Origin of the sequence: Vibrio quintilis (assembly GCF_024529975.1) — a bacterium.
GTDB lineage: Bacteria > Pseudomonadota > Gammaproteobacteria > Enterobacterales > Vibrionaceae > Vibrio > Vibrio quintilis.
The window spans coordinates 2,048,296-2,063,704 of sequence record NZ_AP024897.1; the positions used below are offsets into that span (position 1 = coordinate 2,048,296).

Consider the following 15,409-nt stretch of genomic DNA (forward strand, 5'->3'; position numbering starts at 1 on the left):
TGGAAAGATTCCCGGAAATATCACACGCAAAACAAACAGAAAGGCTTTAATCATGAAGATGAAAATATTATATCTGGCTGTACTGACACTGAGCCATCCGGCCTATGCCATACTGCTTCAGGCGCCAGAGCCGGTCATGCTGGCAGAATCCTATCAGGAGAACACATCGTTCCCTTTCGCGGCTTACCGGATGAGCGAAAAACTCGATGGTATCAGGGGCATCTGGGATGGCAGTGTGCTGAAATCAAGGACCGGACAAATCATTCATGCTCCGGACTGGTTTTATCCCTTATTACCGCCTTTTCCGGTCGAAGGAGAACTATGGGCTGGCCGGGGGAATTTTCATCTGGTTCAGCAAACTGTTTTAGATCAAACTCCCAATCCGGAGGCATGGAAGAAAATATCATTTGTCCTGTTTGATATTCCTTTTGGTAAAGGCGGGTATCAAAGTCGTTATGAAACCATCCAAAAGTGGTTATCAGGCCGGGAGCCGGACGCTCACCTGAGATTGATTGAGCAATATCCGGTGTTGTCCCGAAAGCACTTACAGGCTTTTATGGCGCAAGTTGTCAGACAATCCGGCGAAGGTGTCATGTTAAAGAACTGGCAGTCTGCCTATCAATCTGGAAGGAGCCACGATCTGCTCAAGTATAAACCTTATATTGATGATGAAGCGCAGGTGTTAGGATATAAAAAAGGGCAGGGTAAATACCTGCATCAGGTGGGAGCTTTATATGTCCGGAATCATCAGGGGATCCGGTTCTATATCGGCAGTGGATTGAGTGATGAGCAAAGGGCAGCGCCGCCGCCGGTTGGTTCATGGATTACTTACCGGTATGACCGGCTGACAGATAAAGGTAAGCCCAGATTTCCCCGTTTATTGCGCGAGCGGGTGAATTAAATCATGGGCTCACTGAAGCGACATGTTGCAACGTTCTGAAAATGATTGCCAGTAGTGGATATGTTTTAAGATTGAGTCCCGAAACGCTTTATGTGCTGTTTGGATGGGATAAATATAAGACTGTTCAGACATGACCGGCTGAAAAAAAACCAACAGATGCTGAAGTGACAGATAAGCCGCATCTGTGTCTGCCAGGTAAGGTTGTATTTCTCCAATATAATATTTATGAAATACATTTTTTAAATAGCGGGCTTTGCTATTATCCCGGTTTTTTCCGCAGCGTATCCGGTTTGAGTGTTGTGTTAAAAAAGTAGTGATCTGATTGAGTTGTAAGGTGACGTTATTCATCGTGAACAGGAGGCGTCCTAAAATTCTTTGTTTTTCCAGCGGTTCCTGAATCCGGGTCAATAACATCTGACCAGGTTGTGGAGCAACTTCATTTTTATCCGGTCCGGCAGAATTATCCGCCCTGACACTGACACTGACACTGATATAGTCATAAACGCGCTTAAGCACGGTCAGTGCGGGTTTGACGCCAGGCACTGATACCTCTGGCTGATACCAGCCAGCTTCACCCAGCTGGCCACGCATTGCATTGCTTGTATACAGTAAGCTGAGCCAGTAATAAGGAAGTCTGGCTTGTTTTTGCTGCCGGATCTGTTTCAGCTTTTGTTTGAGCGGCTCCGGTAAAGATGACTCTTTCAGGCAAATACTGATTTGGTGAAGCAGTTTGAGTTCATATTCGAGGCGGTGAAACTGATCCTGGACCTTGCCCAGAATGGAGTTTCTTTCAGAAATCAGCCGGAACAACCCGCAGTCACGAAGTTGATAGCTTTCAAGTAAACCAATATTAATGGGTGGAAATTGAGTCAGAAACTGTCGTCTTTCAGGTAAAATAACCGGCTGAATATCCGGTGGTGGTGGCTCAGGCAAATCGAAGACATGACTGATACGTTGGGTATAAGTCCTGAACATCTGTTCTGATTCTGGCGGGGAATTCCAGCATCCTGTCAGAATTCCCGGGATAAGTAACCAAAGTAAAAGTAAAAACCTGCCAGATCTCATTTTCCCTCCGGTTATATACCCATCAGGAGCAGGCTTCAGTCAGATTGGGAGACACGGCCTGTTTGTGCCCGAAAATCCATCTTAACCGCAATCCAAGCATTAGTGCAGCTGCGGATAAACCAATGATAAACCCAATCCAGAACCCTTCAACACCAAGAGGTGCAATCACCCAGTTCGTCTTGGCTAAGATGTAGCCGGAAGGCAGGCCCAGCATCCAGTAAGCCACAAAAGTACAATAGAACATGACTTTCATATCTTTATAACCTCTGAGCGCGCCGGCGGAAACCACTTGTATCGTATCCGCAAACTGATAGATTGCAGAAAGAAGCAACAACTGGACAGAAATGGCGATTACTTCCTGATTTTCTGTATACATGTGAGTAATTTGTTCACGGAGCAGTACTGTCAGAACTGCGGTGACTACAGCACAAGCAAGTCCAATGTATAAACCTACTTTAGAGGCAATTACTGACTGCTCATGATTGTCTTCCCCCAAAGAGTGTCCGACCCGGATGGAAACCGCTGCACCGATACTCATTGGCAGCATAAACAGCATTGATGAGAAGTTCATGGTGATCTGGTGTGCGGCAACGATAATGGTTCCCAAAGGTGCAACCAAAAGTGCAACAACGGCAAAAAGGGTCACTTCAAAAAACATCGCCGCGGAAACAGGGAAACCCAGCTTGAAAATATTGAGCATTTCAGCTTTATCTGGTCTGTAAAACGTATGAAATACCGCATAGTTATCCAGGCGGCGTGATGTTTTAATATAAGTAAACATCAGTATCAGCATGAACCAGTAAACAACCGCCGTTGCCACACCACATCCGACGCCTCCCAGTGCAGGAGCACCAAATTTACCATACACAAAAATCCAGTTGAGCGGGATGTTCAGCAACAAACCGAGAAAACCAATGTACATAGCTGGTTTAGTCATGGAGATGCCGTCCGTCAGGCTTTTTAAAGCCTGAAACAGCAGAAAGGCAGGCGCACCAATTAACATCATGTACATGTAATGCGTCGTTTTTTCTGCCAGAGCTGCGTCGACATCCATCAGGGAAAGAATAAACTTCGTCTGAGACAAAATCGCAGCAACAGGAATCAGCAGTGCAAAAGCAATGTAAATCCCCTGTTGAACCTCATTTGCTATTTTGTCCTGTTTGCCTGCGCCATTGAACTGTGCAATGACAGGAACCAGCACCATCAGAATACCAATGCCAAATAAAATAGTCGGAAACCAGATGCTTGATGCAACAGCAACGGCAGCCATATCGGTTGCACTATAGCCACCGGCCATGACTGTATCCACAAATCCCATGCTGGTTTGAGCAACAGAAGCGATTAAGACCGGAAGAGCAAGCTTAATCAGCTTTTGTGATTCAGTTTTATACTTATACACGAATTTACCTAACGAAAAACAGCTTACGTAAAACTTCATCCCGTCCACTGTAGGACCGATAAGATGAAAACTATGATTGCGGTGAAAGGAGATAAAAAGAAGCCTCATCTTAGCATTTATTCGATGAACGGCAATGGTTTTATACCCTGATAATCTGAAGAAGAAGGTTTCAGATTATCTTTATACGGATGAGTCTCATCACAAGTTATTCAGGCCTGAACTGACAGGCCACAAACAACTTTACTCTGCTTCGGATGAAATGCGATCTACCAGTTTTTGCGCATCCGTCAGATAGTGTCCGCCAAAACAATTACAATGATTCAGAATATGGTACAGATTATACAGATGTTTGCGTTCTTCATAAGCAAAGTCTAAAGGTAAAATACTTTCATATCCCTGATAGAATTCAGGCTCAAAGCCTCCAAATAATTCTGTCATCGCAATATCGCATTCCCGGTCTCCCCAGTAACATGCAGGGTCGTAGCAATAGGGTGAGTTTCCGTTATCCGCGGCATTGCCATGCCAGAGATCACCATGAAGCAGGGAGGGTTTCGGGTGATGATGAGAAAGGGCCGAAGAGACCTGCGCGACAAATTTATCAATATCGACAAATACGATGCCTTTCTCATGTAATAATTGCAGTTGCCAGCCAATACGCTGTTCTGCAAAAAAAGTATGCCAGTGTTTATGCCATGGATTAGGCTGGATCTGCATACCGATAAAATTATCCTGATCAAATCCGAACTCTTTTTGTTCACCCCAGGAGTGTAATTTAGCCAACTGCTCACCAAACTGAAAGCTGTGGCGACTGTCTTCCAAAGGCTTGATATGCAGGTATTCAAGGATTAGAAACGAGTGGGACTTCGTTTTTCCAACCAGAACGGGCTTGGGGATATTTAAATGATTACAATGGGATAATGCGATTAAGTTGTCTGTTTCGCAGACAAAACGGGGGAGTGCCTCATGAACGTCCTCGCTGATTTTAACAAAGAATTTTTCAGCCTGGCTACCAATCATATAGTAACTGCTACTACCTTCCTGTCTGATTTTCTGTTTATCAATCAGGTTAAACTCCCGCTTTAATGTCTCAGATAATTGCTGAAGAATCCCTTGCCACATGATGAACACCCGCTTGATGAAGACCTTACTAGTTTAGAATAACTTTTGAACATTTTCCTATCCATTAGAATCAGTTAAAGAAAATTCTGTTGGCGAACAGGGAGGAAATGAGACTATTATGTATATGACAAGTATTTCTGTGCTTGAAATTTTTATTAAAGTACGGATAGACTTGTGTAATTATTCAAAAAATACAAATTAAGTTTTGGTATAGCTGTAAAATTAATATTCTGTGGTTAGAATTACTATAGTGACTGGAACTTTGATTGCGGAGAACGAAAGTGGTTGTAGAAACCGAAGGTTACCTGGCGTTAATTGAGCATCTGGCTTTGAACCTGGATGTATTCACACATGCTGGTGATACCGGACAAGAAAGTATTGAAGATGTTGTGACAGACTTAGTTGCCAGTAATATCATGGATATTTTCGAGCAAAACCCGGAGTTACATTCCAGTGTCCGCTTTCAGCTGCTAAAAGAAGCCGATATGGTCGCTGAAGATTTAGAAGAAGTGCTGGCGGGTTGCTGGACAAGTAAAGCGACAAACGAACAGATTGTATTTCTCGATGAGTTTGTCTCATTGATGAAAAACCTGTTTGATACTGCTGTAGCCAAATATGATTAACTACGGGTTTGTTTTCTTTTGATTTACTAATAAATTTGTAACCGACATCACTTTGTAATGTTAATGCAACGCAATTGAAATATTTTATTTTTAGCATCATCACAATAGTCACCTCAGATGATTACTATTCAGATGTTAAAATTTTTTAGTTTTTTTTCTTCTTCTTCGCTGATAAGGATTATCAGTTCTTGTTTCATTATTTTCATTTTGTTCATTGCTGTGTTGTCCTGGCAGGGATTGAGAGGACTCCATACGGTTGCTGAACAATTTGAACACCTTTCTGAACGATCACTGCCACTGGCAATCACCAATGCAGAGTTAGTTCAGTCTATTCTTGAAAGTACCAAGTTATTGAGCACCGGTGTCAGGGTTGAAGATCTCCCTGAACTTAAGAACCTGATGTCTGATGTTGGAATAAAGACAAATCAGACTCACGTTGAACTGGAAAACCTCAGAAAATTTGCAGATCCACAAAATGGTATCCCGGCTTTGACCGGTGAGCATATCTCCAGACTTTCTGATGAACTGGATAAGCTGAAACACTTAAGCCAGTCAATTATGTCTCTTCAGCATCAGCGTTTAGCTGAAAGAGCCGCTTTAGACGAAGTGGCTGACAGTTTCCGTTATGGTGTGAGTTCTCTTGGGCCGGAAATGAGCCGGATAGCAAACATGTTTGCATTTGAAAATCCGGAAGCAATGGATGCAGCCAACCGCTTTATTTCAAATGCTTCAAGAATGGAAAGCCTGTTTCTCATGCTGATGATGGAGAAAAAAGAGAAAAAGGCATACAAGTTATATAAAGAACTACGGACAAGACAGGCTGGTATTTCCCTGGCCTTTGATGATTTCACCGAGTGGTATCCTGATGTGCTTGAATTTGCCAGCCTGACTGCGCCTTATGAAATGGTGCAAAAAGGCTTTGGTAAACAGGGAATTCTGAAAAAACTTCTGGCAGAACTTGAATTAGTGAATAAGCAAAAGTCTGAGTTGAATCAGGCACTTTCACTGGCGACCCTTGTTATCGAACAGTTGGATAGCATCTCAGAATCAGCCGGAAAACAGATTGAGCAAAAGAAAGATCTGGTATCCCGTACGATTGATCTGACGACACATTCTCAGTTGGTGTTTGCTGTGGTGATCATGGCCATCATGATGATTGTCTGGCTGACTTTGCGCCGCTGGATCTGTGCTGCACTTGAACATATTATCGAAAGGCTTCATGCCCTCGCCGCGAAAGATTTTTCCGGTAGTCTGGTGGAATCCGGGCCCTCAGAATTACGTGTTGTTGCAAAGTCGCTCAACGAAGTCGTTGATTCTATTCGGGCGTCTTTAAATCAGGTGACTGAGACTTCCTCTGCTCTGTATCAGTCATCAGAAAGCAGCCATCAGGCATCCGAGAGCAGCCACAAGCGGTTAGAGCATCAAAATCAGGCTCTGACTTCGATGAGCAGTACCATGACTGAGATTGAAGCTTCGATCAGGGAAATTGCGGCGATTACTCAGGAAACGCATAAAGAAAGTCAGACTTCCGTCACTCATGCACTGGCTGGTGTTGATGTTCTGAATCAGAGCCAGGAGACACTGAAGCTGCTTAATTCGACTCTGGATACTAACGACAGTGCGATGAATGAACTGGTTGAACGGGTAGAGCAGATTCACAGTATGGTTGATTTAATCAGCGGTATTGCCGAGAGTACAAATCTTCTGGCTTTAAATGCAGCAATTGAAGCTGCGCGGGCAGGAGAAGCAGGTCGGGGATTTGCGGTTGTGGCTGACGAAGTACGAAACCTGGCAAGCGGTACATCGCAGCAGACAGAAAATATTCGCGGACAGATGAATGAGCTGGTTGACTCTGTCACACGTTCACGCACGGCAGTACAAAACTCCAGAACCCAAATGACTTCCGTCTTAAAATCGGGTGAGGAAGTTAAACATACATTCACTGATATCGAGAAGATCGTCAAAGGCATCAGTGACAGAGTTGAACAAATTTCTGTCGCCGCAGAGCAACAGGAAGAAGCCACAACAGATGTAAATCGCTCAATTAACCTGATTTCCGAACAAAGTTCTGAAACTGCACAGAGTTTACATGAAGTGGTTGATAGTGCAGGACAAGTTTCAGATATTGCAAACCGGCAGCAGGAGATGCTGACACTTTATAAGCTATGATATGAAAATAAATTCTGACTATGGTCACGAATAATGAGTGAACTCATATGGATAGGTCTCCGGGGCTTGTATGATAACCCCACTTATTTTTCATCGTGGAATTAGTTTCAGGAGGCTTTTCCAATGTACTATGGGTTTGATATCGGTGGGACTAAAATAGAGTTCGGTGCCTTTACCCCTTCACTTGACCGGGTTGCGACAGAGCGTGTTCCCACTCCTGGAAACGATTATGATTTATTAGTTGATGCGATTGTTGAACTGGTCAATAAATATGATCAGAAATTTGACTGTCAGGGCATGGTAGGCTTAGGTCTGCCTGGTATGGAAAATGCCGATGATAATTCAGTACTGACAGTCAATATCCCCTGTGCTAATGGACGCTTTCTGCGTCAGGATGTCGAGGCGAAGTTAAATCGTCCGGTGAAATTAGACAATGATGCAAACTGTTTTGCTTTATCTGAGGCCTGGGATGAAAGCCTTCAGGATCAACCATCAGTGATGGGACTGATTCTCGGCACCGGATTCGGTGGCGGACTGATTTATAACGGCAAAGTCTTTTCCGGAAGAAATCATGTGGCCGGAGAAGTCGGTCATATGCGGGTACCCATTGATGCATGGCTGTTACTTGGTGATAATCCGCCACTGTTTCAATGTGGGTGCGGAAAACAGGGCTGTCTTGATAACTATCTGTCAGGGCGGGGGTTTGAACTGCTTTATGAACACCGTTATGGCAATCGTAAAAAAGCGGTTGATATTATACAGTCATATCAGGCTGGCGATTCAGATGCATCTGAATTTGTCGATTTATTTATGGAATTCCTTGCCGTCTGTTTCGGCAATTTATTCACGGCGCATGATCCTCATGTTGTTGTATTAGGCGGCGGACTTTCCAATTTCGATCTGATATATGATGAAGTCCCCAAACGTATTTCCAGATACCTGCTTCCGGTGGCGAAATGTCCGGAGATTATCAAAGCCAAATACGGAGATGCCGGCGGTGTGCGGGGGGCTGCGTTCCTGAACCTGCCGGCAAAAAACTGACCATGACCCTTCTGATGAATTAACAAGTGACATCTGCATTTTTCTTTTGTTAACCGGAAAATGCAGATTTCCTGATGCCCTTTCCCGGACAATATCACACAGTTATGACGCATTACCTGAAATGGTATCTGGTGTAAAGCTGTTGATGTAGTTTTCAACAAACTCAGCGATTTCATTAAGATTATTCAGGTTAAGTACCGGTATGTTTGCATCGATATGAGGCGAATCACAGGCGACTGCAATAATTTCCGGATCCTGAGGATACAACCAGGGTTTCTTTGTCTGTTCCCGGTGCAGCTCAATTTTTGGCAAGTGCTGTTCTTTGCATCCTTCAACCAGAATGGCATCCAGTGCATCGCTGTCAAACTGATGTAACCGCCGGTAAAAATCAGTATCCCCCTCTGATATTTCAGTGGTCAGAATGCATCTTTCCGGTGTCGATAATAATGTTTGTATCGCGCCGGCAGCCCTTAATCTGAAACTGTCTTTTCCTGGTTTATCCAGTTCAACGACATGGTGAGAATGTTTATATATACCAATCCGGTAGCCTTGATGAGTTAACCGGGGAATTAACTGCTCCAGCAGCGTTGTTTTTCCTGTACCGGAAAATGCGGCAAAGCCAAGAACCGGAATATCAGGAAGGCGGGAATGTATCGACATGATTAACCTTCTTTGCTCTGAGTCAGTTGTTCAGGGGTATTCATATTGGTAAACATGGTACGTATGTCTGAACAGTCAACGTTGGATGCGCCACATTTTTTGTAGAATAAAGCAACTTTACGTTCACCTTGTCTCAGATATTGCTCCAGTTCCGGTAACACTGAGCGGTGGACTAATGCGTAGACAGGCTGAATTTTCTCACCGTCATGTGCCACAAATACTTTGCCGGAAGCGTCTGCTGCCTGATTAAACCGTTCTATGATTGTATGGTTCACGAATGGGCCATCACAGGGCAGAATGCCCGTCCACTCTGTTGTCGAACTTAACAGTGCGGCATGTAATCCGGCTAAAGGACCGGCATACCCGGTAATTTGATCCTGAATGACAGGTGCAAACTGTGCATATTCATCTGTATTTCTGTTGGCGCAGATTAAAATACGTGATGCTGTGGGAGAAATCGCATCAAGGACGTGGCGGATTAAAGCTTTTCCCTGGTACCGGATTAATCCTTTATCCTGTCCCCCCATACGGGACGCCCGGCCACCGGCAAGAATAACCCAGGTTACCTGATTGTTTGTGATCATGAGAAACTCACTTGAATATACTGAAGGGATACACCTAAAGCGCTGAAAATATGCGCCTTCGGGTATACCGGCTTAGTTGAGATTCATCAAGTTTATATGAAAATCAGGTGAAACAGAAAGGGGAGAGTTTATCATCCGGAGAAATCTTCTTATCACTTGGGTACGGGCATAATTACGGGTAAGATAATCAGCTACCACTTCATCATAATGGCTTATATACGATTGGATCATCCGAAGCTGAATTTTGATGATTTTTTATGCCAAAATCAACAGAACCGAATATGCTTAACAGATTCAGACATTCCTTTGAACAATGCCAGGTTCTTTCTGTTTTGATAATAGAAAGTGATATTGAAACCAGAATTGCATTACAGCAGATTTTTTCTTCCTGGTTCAGTAAGGTCAGCTATGCCCGTAATATTGATGAGGCAGGGCAGCTTTGCCTGAAAACTCACTATGATTTGGTGATTTTTGATCTTTTCACCCATCACGACCTGAAGTTTCAAGCCATGATGAATACTGAATTTGCCGGGTCAGAACTAATCATATGCGGTACTCAACCGGGTATCAGTACACTAGCATTAGAGTTCGACGCCATTATTTACCAGCCGCTTGACACTGAGCAAATCAGGAAAGTGGTTGGAAGGTGCCTTGAACGTAAAATCGAAAGCAGAAACAATCTCGTACTTCAGCAGGATGCCCAAAAACATATTCTGGCATCAACATTAATCGGTAATTCAGAGAAAACCAGATATTTAAGACAGTTGATCAGGCAATACGCCTCGTCAAAAGCGGCTGTACTTATTGAAGGTGAATTAAGAGCCGGTAAAGAATTAACTGCCCGTGCGATTCATGCAGCCGGCGGAAGAATCGGACCATTTGTCCCGGTGAATTGCACCGAACTGAAAGATGATGCTTCTGCGCTGGAGAAATTATTTGGCAGCCAGAATGACAAAACGGGAGGGCGGTTATGGCTGGCGAATAACGGCACTCTGTTTCTCAACTCAGTAGAATGTTTACCGGCCTGCGCTCAATCTGCATTGATTCAGTTATTTGAACACCGGACATTCACTATCACCCATACCAGCACCGATGTCCTTGTTGATATCCGCGTCATTGTTGCAACAACCTGTAATCTGCATCACGCCGTCATTGAAGGAAAGTTTTCCGCCGAGTTATACGAGCGGTTATCCGTGCTGAAAATTCATGTACCGCCCCTGAGAGAACGCAGTGCAGATTTAAGAGAGTTATTCCCTTATCTGACCAAAAGGTTATGCAGCGAATTGTCTTTGCCGATACCTGAATGGATTGATGACCACGGTCATTTTGAACTCTGGGATTACAGCTGGCCGGGTAATGCCAAAGAGCTTAAAAATCTGATTGAACGATGTCTGTTGCTTAATCAGTCACCAGCCGATTATTGGGAAGAAAAAACACAAACAGTGCCTGGTAAATCAAATGTTGTGGTTTCGGTTTCCCACTCAAATTACATTCCGGAATTATCAGCACCTCCGGTGCATGGATTCAGCGGATATCCCGGCAGCTGGAGCCTGAAAGAAGTTGAGCAGGCACATATTCAGCAAGTGATCAATTTCCATGATGGCAATAAATCAGCCGCAGCCCGGGAGCTTGGCATATCCAGAAAGACACTGGACCGGAAACTAAAAGAGTGGCAGTCCGAAGAACATTGATGTTCCAATTTGGTGATCAATGTTTGTGCGTCATTTTGATGCAATTAGATCATTATGGTGCATTCATATCAATAACAAACCTGTCTCATCACGATTAATGATAGAATACTTGTATATAATATTTATATTTATCAGTTGGTTATAATTTATTCTCTTATTTTCTCTGTTTGTCAATAAAATGGCATATTAGATGCCTGCTTTGCCCATATAAAAACAAATCCCCATTTTGGGGAGTTTATATTTATTGAGCACAGAATTAGTGCGCACATCAGGGAGAGAACGAGAATGACTGAAAATTTGACTCAGGTACAAGGTGTTGTACAGGCCTTAACTCAGAGTTCAGATACTTTGTTTCTATTATTGGGTGCTATCATGGTTTTTCTGATGCACGCTGGTTTTGCATTTCTGGAGGTCGGAACTGTCCGGAAAAAAAATCAGGTGAATGCACTGGTAAAAATTCTGGTTGATTTTGGTGTATCAACGATTGCGTACTTCTTTATTGGTTACTGGCTGGCTTACGGCGCAACTTTTTTTGCAGATGCGGAAACTTTGGCTGCCGGCAACGGTTATGAGCTGGTTAAGTTTTTCTTCCTGCTTACCTTTGCTGCTGCGATTCCGGCCATTGTTTCTGGCGGTATTGCAGAAAGAGCCCGGTTCTATCCGGTGTTAATCGCAACTTTCTTTATTGTTGGTCTGATTTATCCTTTCTTTGAAGGGATTATCTGGAACGGTAACTTTCAGGTGCAGCAATGGTTTGAACACAATCTGGGACATCCATTCCATGACTTCGCCGGTTCTGTTGTGGTTCACGGTGTTGGCGGATGGATAGCGCTGGTCGCGGTCATATTTTTAGGTATGCGTCACGGCCGGATCCGGGCCGGGAAGCATACTAACTTTGCGCCATCCAATATTCCGTTTCTTGCACTGGGAGCATGGATACTCAGCGTTGGCTGGTTTGGATTTAATGTCATGTCGGCACAATCGATCAATGGTATCAGCGGCCTTGTTGCAATGAACTCATTGATGGCAATGGTTGGCGGGATTCTTGCGGCATTGGTTGCCGGAAAGAACGATCCGGGCTTTATTCATAACGGGCCTTTAGCGGGATTGGTTGCTGTTTGTGCTGGTTCTGATTTAATGCATCCGCTTGGCGCATTAATGACAGGAATTGTTGCCGGGGTTCTGTTTGTCTGGGCATTTACCTATTTACAAAATAAAACCCGGATTGATGATGTGCTGGGCGTCTGGCCGTTACATGGTCTATGCGGAGCCTGGGGCGGCATTGCCGCAGGTATATTTGGCCAGCAAAACCTTGGTGGTCTGGGCGGAGTCAGCCTGCTGACTCAGATACTGGGAACTTGTCTGGGAATTATCATTGCACTGGTGGGCGCATTTATCGTGTATGGCCTGTTAAATAAACTCACCGGATTACGTCTTTCTCAGGAAGATGAATTTAATGGTGCAGACTTAGCCATCCATAAAATCTCATCAACGAACGAAGAATAATTTCACTGTCTTCAGCATTGCCTGAACCAGAGCACTCACCTGAACGGGTTAGTGCTCTGCTGTTTTTGAGGCCAGATGCATTTCTGTCATCTACCGGATCAAAACAGAATGATGTTAAGATATAAGGAAATGAAACTGTGAGGATATGCCATGCTTTATCCATATCGTAATATTGTTGTTTTAACCGGTGCTGGTATCTCTGCAGAGTCTGGTATTCAAACCTTTCGCTCAGAAGACGGACTTTGGGAAGAGCACCGGATAGAAGATGTCGCGACCCCGGAAGGATTTTACCGGGATCCAGATCTGGTTCAGAATTTTTATAACAAGCGTCGTCAGTCATTGCTTTCCGATTCAATCCAGCCGAATGCTGCACATATTTCGCTTGGCAGGCTGGAATCTGAGCTGGATGGCAGCGTCACTATCATCACCCAAAATATTGATAACCTGCATGAAAAAGGCGGAAGTCAAAATATTATTCACATGCATGGTGAGTTATTAAAAGCCCGTTGCAGTGTTTCAGATCAGGTTGTTGAGCAAATGACAGATTTAAATGTCGGCGACTTGTGTCACTGTTGTCAAATTCCATCGCAGATGCGGCCGCATATTGTTTGGTTCGGGGAAATGCCGCTTCGGATGGGGGAAATATATACCGCGATAGAAAAAGCGGATCTGTTTGTTTCGATCGGTACATCTGGTGTGGTTTATCCGGCAGCAGGCTTTGTCCATGATGCAAAATTACATGGTGCACATACTATTGAAATCAATCTTGAGCCCAGTGCTGTAGAAAGTGAATTTGCAGAAAAACGTTACGGGAAAGCGAGTATAGAAGTTCCCCGGCTTGTTGATGAAATTCTCGGGCAATCAGGAAAATAACAGGCCATAATTTGAGTAAGATGTGGGCCTGGACTTTAGATGAGAAGATTTCAGTGGCAGAAGTACTGACGATTTTTACTTGAGATGAATTCCAGTATAATGGCCGCTTTGTTGTATGAGCGGTGACTCGATAAAAAGCCGTCAAGAGGAAGTATGAGTCAGAAATTTGAAAAAGAATTTAACTTAGGTGGAAATATTGAGCGGGCACTGAAAGGTGATTATTCACTGAAAATCGGTGAAATTTTCAGAGAGGCTTTGACTTGTACCGTCAAACATTTTTGGTCTTTTACCCCGTCAATCTTTATTTTACTTTCTGTACAATTAATCGTTTTTTACATCGTTTTAAAGTTACAGATTCCTGATTTATCGTCAATATTAACTGGTGTTGAAACCCCGGAAAAGCTGGATCCCCGGTTATTTCAGGCTATTTTTGTGGCGACATTTACTTTTGAAGTGGTTAGTGCGCCTGTTTATGCCGGTACCTGTTTAATGGCGATGAGTCATGCTGCAGGATTGAGAACACATACAGGACACATCGCGAAAGGGTTGCAGTATACGGTTTCAGTCATTCTGACTACTTTGATCAGTTTAATACTTCAGGGAATTGCCGGTAGTTTGTTCTGGATTTTGTCGGCCTATCTGTCGGTTGCATTCAGTCATGCGATTCTGTTGATTTGTGAAAAAAGGCTGAGTATATTTCAGGCGTTGAGTGTTTCTGTCAGAGCTACTAATAAGAAAATCCTGCCACTTTGTGCCATTTATTTTGTGTTGACCCTCTTTATGACGGCTTCATTCTTATTTTACGGAATCAGTCTGATTTTTGTGATGCCTTTCTTTTTACATGTTAAGGGAATCCTCTACCGGAATATGTTCGGTATCAAACTGACTATTGTTACTAATTCACAAGATAACAACGACAATAACCATAAGGTGTTTGATGCATAGGTTTGTTTATTTAGTTTTTTTTCTTTTTGTTGTGCTGGGTATAGGTAGTTGTAGTTATTATTATCAACATCAGGATAATTCTGATCTTCAAAAGGTTAAACAAGAGCCACCCCAAAAGCCGGATACTTCTTTATCTCAGAATACGCCGGATTTTCTGGCCATTCATAATATCAAAAAGAGAAAGCTGGCTTTTCTTAACTATCTTCGTCCGGGGATTCATTATGAGAATCAGCGAATTGCAGAAGAGCGGCAGTTTCTCCTGTCTGTTGAGCAAATGATCACACATCAGCATACGCTGAGTAAGCCTGAAATGAAGCGGCTGGATGCGATTTCCCATGAATATAAACTAAAGTTGCCGGAAAACGGGCCTGATTCAGTATGGTTTCAAAAAGCGCTTCACCGGGTAGATATTTTGCCGGAAGCTTTAGTGTTTATTCAGGCTGCGAATGAGTCCGCCTGGGGAACATCCCGGTTTGCCCGGCAGGGAAATAACTATTTTGGTCAGTGGTGTTACCGGCAGGGATGTGGTTTGGTGCCCCTGGCGAGATCAGAAGGCGCAACACATGAAGTTGCTAAGTTTGGTTCTGTACAAGAGTCAATTCACCGTTACTTCATGAATGTGAACAGAAATAAGGCATATCATGATCTGCGTGAAATCCGTTTTAGCCTGCGTCAGCAGGGGATGAATATTTCGACTGCTCAGAGTGCCTTAGAGTTAACAGACGGTCTGTTGAAATACTCAGAGCGGGGCATTGATTATGTTGACAGCTTAAAGGCCATGATTCGTCATAACCAAAAAATCTTACCGGGCAATGAAGCCGGATGAGCAATGA

Annotated in this window: 14 protein-coding genes; 9 read left to right on the forward strand and 5 right to left on the reverse strand. The window is 43.7% G+C overall.

Annotated features, from left to right (window positions below):
• Nucleotides 1-52 precede the first annotated feature (52 nt).
• Nucleotides 53-901, forward strand: coding sequence for a DNA ligase (locus OC443_RS09665; protein WP_073581902.1), 849 nt, complete (start codon nucleotides 53-55; stop codon nucleotides 899-901).
• A 9-nt stretch (nucleotides 902-910) separates the two neighbouring features.
• Here the strand turns inward: OC443_RS09665 and OC443_RS09670 are convergent, their stop codons facing one another.
• The 3 genes from OC443_RS09670 to OC443_RS09680 form a co-directional block, all read right to left on the reverse strand.
• Nucleotides 911-1,966, reverse strand: a complete 1,056-nt coding sequence (locus tag OC443_RS09670) for a DUF3080 family protein (protein ID WP_073581904.1) — start codon at nucleotides 1,964-1,966, stop codon at nucleotides 911-913.
• A gap of 22 nt (nucleotides 1,967-1,988) precedes the next feature.
• Entirely contained in the window at nucleotides 1,989-3,365 is a 1,377-nt protein-coding gene (locus OC443_RS09675) for an MATE family efflux transporter (protein ID WP_073581906.1), read from the reverse strand.
• Nucleotides 3,366-3,605: 240 nt separating this feature from the next.
• Nucleotides 3,606-4,484, reverse strand: coding sequence for a fructosamine kinase family protein (locus OC443_RS09680; RefSeq protein WP_073581908.1), 879 nt, complete (start codon nucleotides 4,482-4,484; stop codon nucleotides 3,606-3,608).
• A 281-nt stretch (nucleotides 4,485-4,765) separates the two neighbouring features.
• Here OC443_RS09680 and OC443_RS09685 point away from each other — a divergent pair, with 281 nt between their 5' ends.
• The 3 genes from OC443_RS09685 (at nucleotide 4,766) to nagK (ending at nucleotide 8,317) form a co-directional block, all read left to right on the forward strand.
• Nucleotides 4,766-5,107 (forward strand): DUF3802 family protein, encoded by a 342-nt coding sequence (locus OC443_RS09685; protein WP_073581967.1) that lies wholly within the window; start codon nucleotides 4,766-4,768, stop codon nucleotides 5,105-5,107.
• Between the two features lie 237 nt (nucleotides 5,108-5,344).
• Nucleotides 5,345-7,276 (forward strand): methyl-accepting chemotaxis protein, encoded by a 1,932-nt coding sequence (locus tag OC443_RS09690; RefSeq protein WP_262021661.1) that lies wholly within the window; start codon nucleotides 5,345-5,347, stop codon nucleotides 7,274-7,276.
• Between the two features lie 123 nt (nucleotides 7,277-7,399).
• On the forward strand, nucleotides 7,400-8,317 hold the full coding sequence (gene nagK / locus OC443_RS09695) for an N-acetylglucosamine kinase (protein WP_073581912.1): 918 nt from the start codon (nucleotides 7,400-7,402) through the stop codon (nucleotides 8,315-8,317).
• A gap of 102 nt (nucleotides 8,318-8,419) precedes the next feature.
• Here nagK and mobB read toward each other — a convergent pair whose 3' ends face one another.
• Nucleotides 8,420-8,977: a molybdopterin-guanine dinucleotide biosynthesis protein B gene (gene mobB / locus OC443_RS09700; RefSeq protein ID WP_073581914.1), complete on the reverse strand. Its 558-nt coding sequence runs from the start codon at nucleotides 8,975-8,977 to the stop codon at nucleotides 8,420-8,422.
• A 2-nt stretch (nucleotides 8,978-8,979) separates the two neighbouring features.
• Nucleotides 8,980-9,561 (reverse strand): molybdenum cofactor guanylyltransferase MobA, encoded by a 582-nt coding sequence (gene mobA, locus OC443_RS09705; RefSeq protein WP_073581916.1) that lies wholly within the window; start codon nucleotides 9,559-9,561, stop codon nucleotides 8,980-8,982.
• A gap of 332 nt (nucleotides 9,562-9,893) precedes the next feature.
• On the opposite strand from mobA, the gene OC443_RS09710 reads away from it, so the two are divergent.
• The 5 genes from OC443_RS09710 to OC443_RS09730 all read left to right on the forward strand — a co-directional run bounded on the left by OC443_RS09710 (nucleotide 9,894) and on the right by OC443_RS09730 (nucleotide 15,402).
• Nucleotides 9,894-11,252: a sigma-54-dependent transcriptional regulator gene (locus tag OC443_RS09710; protein ID WP_159440321.1), complete on the forward strand. Its 1,359-nt coding sequence runs from the start codon at nucleotides 9,894-9,896 to the stop codon at nucleotides 11,250-11,252.
• Nucleotides 11,253-11,537: 285 nt separating this feature from the next.
• Nucleotides 11,538-12,758: an ammonium transporter gene (locus OC443_RS09715; RefSeq protein WP_073581920.1), complete on the forward strand. Its 1,221-nt coding sequence runs from the start codon at nucleotides 11,538-11,540 to the stop codon at nucleotides 12,756-12,758.
• Between the two features lie 150 nt (nucleotides 12,759-12,908).
• Nucleotides 12,909-13,631 (forward strand): Sir2 family NAD+-dependent deacetylase, encoded by a 723-nt coding sequence (cobB, locus tag OC443_RS09720; protein ID WP_073581922.1) that lies wholly within the window; start codon nucleotides 12,909-12,911, stop codon nucleotides 13,629-13,631.
• A 153-nt stretch (nucleotides 13,632-13,784) separates the two neighbouring features.
• On the forward strand, nucleotides 13,785-14,576 hold the full coding sequence (locus tag OC443_RS09725) for a hypothetical protein (protein ID WP_073581924.1): 792 nt from the start codon (nucleotides 13,785-13,787) through the stop codon (nucleotides 14,574-14,576).
• A complete protein-coding gene (locus tag OC443_RS09730; RefSeq protein WP_073581926.1) occupies nucleotides 14,569-15,402 on the forward strand; it encodes a glucosaminidase domain-containing protein in 834 nt (277 codons plus the stop codon). Before OC443_RS09725 ends, OC443_RS09730 begins: the two co-directional genes overlap by 8 nt.
• The last annotated feature ends 7 nt before the right edge of the window (nucleotides 15,403-15,409 follow it).

Excerpts from the sequence above, each read along its gene's own strand:
- OC443_RS09665 (WP_073581902.1), top strand. The coding sequence starts at position 53 with ATGAAGATGAAAATATTATATCTGGCTGTACTGACACTGAGCCATCCG.
- OC443_RS09670 (WP_073581904.1), bottom strand. The coding sequence starts at position 1,966 with ATGAGATCTGGCAGGTTTTTACTTTTACTTTGGTTACTTATCCCGGGA.
- OC443_RS09680 (WP_073581908.1), bottom strand. The coding sequence starts at position 4,484 with ATGTGGCAAGGGATTCTTCAGCAATTATCTGAGACATTAAAGCGGGAG.
- nagK (WP_073581912.1), top strand. The coding sequence starts at position 7,400 with ATGTACTATGGGTTTGATATCGGTGGGACTAAAATAGAGTTCGGTGCC.
- mobB (WP_073581914.1), bottom strand. The coding sequence starts at position 8,977 with ATGTCGATACATTCCCGCCTTCCTGATATTCCGGTTCTTGGCTTTGCC.
- mobA (WP_073581916.1), bottom strand. The coding sequence starts at position 9,561 with ATGATCACAAACAATCAGGTAACCTGGGTTATTCTTGCCGGTGGCCGG.
- OC443_RS09715 (WP_073581920.1), top strand. The coding sequence starts at position 11,538 with ATGACTGAAAATTTGACTCAGGTACAAGGTGTTGTACAGGCCTTAACT.
- cobB (WP_073581922.1), top strand. The coding sequence starts at position 12,909 with ATGCTTTATCCATATCGTAATATTGTTGTTTTAACCGGTGCTGGTATC.
- OC443_RS09725 (WP_073581924.1), top strand. The coding sequence starts at position 13,785 with ATGAGTCAGAAATTTGAAAAAGAATTTAACTTAGGTGGAAATATTGAG.
- OC443_RS09730 (WP_073581926.1), top strand. The coding sequence starts at position 14,569 with ATGCATAGGTTTGTTTATTTAGTTTTTTTTCTTTTTGTTGTGCTGGGT.